This is a genomic window from Streptomyces sp., from assembly GCF_050698815.1.
Classification (GTDB): domain Bacteria; phylum Actinomycetota; class Actinomycetes; order Streptomycetales; family Streptomycetaceae; genus Streptomyces.
In genome coordinates this window covers 1-2,447 of the sequence record NZ_JBOHCV010000534.1, presented here as the reverse complement: position 1 = coordinate 2,447, position 2,447 = coordinate 1, and the positions used below count along the sequence as shown (strand labels likewise).

Annotated in this window: 4 protein-coding genes and 1 pseudogene; 3 read left to right on the top strand and 2 right to left on the bottom strand. The window is 70.3% G+C overall.

Annotated elements, in window-relative coordinates:
* A pseudogene (locus ACRDP3_RS19290) lies at positions 1-499 on the bottom strand (hypothetical protein); the annotation flags it as partial.
* A gap of 207 nt (positions 500-706) precedes the next feature.
* On the opposite strand from ACRDP3_RS19290, the gene ACRDP3_RS19285 reads away from it, so the two are divergent.
* The gene (locus ACRDP3_RS19285; protein WP_431518213.1) at positions 707-937 is read left to right on the top strand and encodes a FitA-like ribbon-helix-helix domain-containing protein; all 231 of its coding nucleotides are present in this window, start codon (positions 707-709) and stop codon (positions 935-937) included.
* Positions 934-1,347, top strand: coding sequence for a type II toxin-antitoxin system VapC family toxin (locus ACRDP3_RS19280; protein ID WP_431518212.1), 414 nt, complete (start codon positions 934-936; stop codon positions 1,345-1,347). Before ACRDP3_RS19285 ends, ACRDP3_RS19280 begins: the two co-directional genes overlap by 4 nt.
* A gap of 18 nt (positions 1,348-1,365) precedes the next feature.
* Here the strand turns inward: ACRDP3_RS19280 and ACRDP3_RS19275 are convergent, their stop codons facing one another.
* Positions 1,366-1,941, bottom strand: a complete 576-nt coding sequence (locus tag ACRDP3_RS19275; protein WP_431518211.1) for an HhH-GPD-type base excision DNA repair protein — start codon at positions 1,939-1,941, stop codon at positions 1,366-1,368.
* Positions 1,942-2,124: 183 nt separating this feature from the next.
* Between ACRDP3_RS19275 and ACRDP3_RS19270 the strand changes: the two genes are divergently transcribed.
* Complete coding sequence (locus ACRDP3_RS19270) at positions 2,125-2,256, top strand: hypothetical protein (RefSeq protein WP_431518210.1); 132 nt, start codon at positions 2,125-2,127, stop codon at positions 2,254-2,256.
* Positions 2,257-2,447 lie beyond the last annotated feature (191 nt).

Here is a 2,447-nt window from a genome sequence, read left to right as displayed (position 1 = left end):
GTGTGTCGCTCAAGTGCTCGGCCAGCAGCCCCCGCCGGTAGTCCAGCATCGCGCGGCCGCGCGCCGTGGGGGGCAGCAGGGCGGCGGCCCTGCCGAGCGCGGCCCGCGCCTCGTCGGCCCGGTCGCGTACTCCCAGCACCGTGGCGGTGTAGGCGAGTTGGCCGCGCTCGCACGCTGCCGCACCGCGCGCCTCGTCGCTCTGCGCGAGCGCCTCCGCCGCGCGCAGTGCGGCCTCCGCGGCGGTCCAGCCGTCCGCGGTGAACATGCAGCGCTCCACCAGCAGCGCGGCGCGCCGCACGGAGGCGGCGGCGTCGTCCGCCGCGTAGGGGTCCAGCAGTGCCGCGGCGTCTTCCCAGCAGCCACGCGACCGCAATCGCCACACCGCGCGGTCCACCGGCGAGGCCGCGGCCGGCAGTTGTGCCGGCGCACCCCCGCCGAAGAGGGGGGACGGCTCAGCCGGCTCCTCGCCTCCGGGACCGAGCCGTACCGAACGTGGCATGGCGGTCTCCGCCACAGTGTGTCCTCCAAGCGCGCCGTCGAGCTTCGAGCAGGATGTGAGCGCATCTCAACACGGAGTGCGGGACCGGGCCAAGGGTTTGCTGTGAAACAGTTCACAAAGTTTACTCGACCCCCCGCACTGTCAGGGCTCGGCCGGGGGACGCGGCTGCTGCTAGCAGAATGCTGGCCGTGCGACTATTCTTGTCGCATGGCCACTCTCTATGTACGCGATCTCTCCGAGGAAGCACTCGACGAGCTGAAGATACGTGCCGCCCGAAATCGGCAGTCGCTCCAGGCCTACGCGCGCACGTTGCTGGAGGAAGAAGCGGCGACCCCGACGCTCGACGACGTGCTCAGCCGAATCCGGACACGCGCCACCGGCCGCCTCACCACGGAAGACGTGCTCGGCGACATCGATGCGGGCAGGCGCCGCGAGTGATCGTGACCGATGCCGGAGCCCTCGTGATGCTGCTCGCAGACACCGGACCGGTCGGCACGGCGGTACGGGACCGGGTCCAGGGTGAGCGCCTCATCGCTCCGTACCTGGTCGACATCGAGGTGGCCTCGGCACTACTGGGGCGACACCGGGGCGGCAAGCTCGGCGACAGCCAACTGCAGGAAGCGTGGGACTGCTTCTCGCTGCTCCCGGTGCGGCGCGTCGAACACATGCCGCTCCTTTCGCGGGTCCGTGAGCTGCACACCAACCTGTCGGCCTACGACGCCACTTACGTCGCGTTGGCGGAGGGGTACGGTGTCCCGCTGATCACCGGTGACGCCCGGATCGACCGGCCGGGCCGCGCCCGGTGCCCGGTCGAGGTCTTCAACGAGAAGTCGGTCACCGACAGGTGACGCGGCACCGTCCGGGTGTCACGGCTTCTTCGCCCGCTTCATCTCCTGCTTGTACGCGCGGACCCGCTCCAGCGTCTCGGGTCCCGTGATGTCGGCCGCAGAGCGGTAGGCGTCCCGCTCCCCGTACGGGCCTGCTGCCGCGCGCCATCCCTCCGGCGTCACGCCCATCCGCTTGCCCAGCAGGGCCAGGAAGATCTGCGACTTCTGCTTCCCGTATCCGGGCAGCGCGTTGAGCCGGTCCAGCAGCTCGGAGCCGGTGGCGACATCGCGCCACACCGCGCTCGCGTCGCCGTCGTAGTGGTCGACCAGGTACTGGCACAACTGCTGCACCCGCTTGGCCATGGAACCCGGATAGCGGTGCACGGCGGGTTTCTCCGACAGCAGCGCCGCGAACTCCTCCGGATCCCATGCGGCGATGGCGTGCGCGTCCAGATCGTCACCGCCCATCCGCCGCGCGATGGTGTACGGGCCGGTGAACGCCCATTCCATGGGGACCTGCTGGTCCAGCAGCATGCCCGTCAGTGCGGCCAGCGGACTGCGGCTGAGCAACTCGTCGGCTTCCGGCTGCTGGGCGATCCGAAGGGTGATGTCCATACCCCGATGATCTCCTCCACGGTCCCCTGCCGCACCCCGCCGCACCGGCGGCCGGATTTCACCGGTCCGCACGCGAATGCCCTGTACGCCCCGCCCCGCGATGGTCACTCTTGAACTGGTGCACGGGGCATCGCACGTGAGGTCGAAAACGCGCGAGACCGAAGGGACCGAAAGGGAGGGGCCGTGGACGGTAGGCGCCGGCCGGCCGAGAGCGGGAACGGCAACGGGGATGGCAGAGCGACGGCGGTGGCCATGCTCGTGCTGACGGTGCTCACCGTGCTGATGGCCGCCGCCGCGGTCTGGCAGCTGCTCTAGGCCCTGTCCGGGCGATCTTCTCGGGCCCGCGACGCCAGCTGCGGCACCTCGCTGCGTTGTCGGAGTCGTCCGAGTACGCCCAGTACGAGGACGATCCTCCGCCTTGCGATGCACCGCATCCGACGCCGCGAGCTGATCCACGAAGATCCAAACGACAGGCCCTGGTTCTCCTGAGTGTCCCGGTGCGCGGG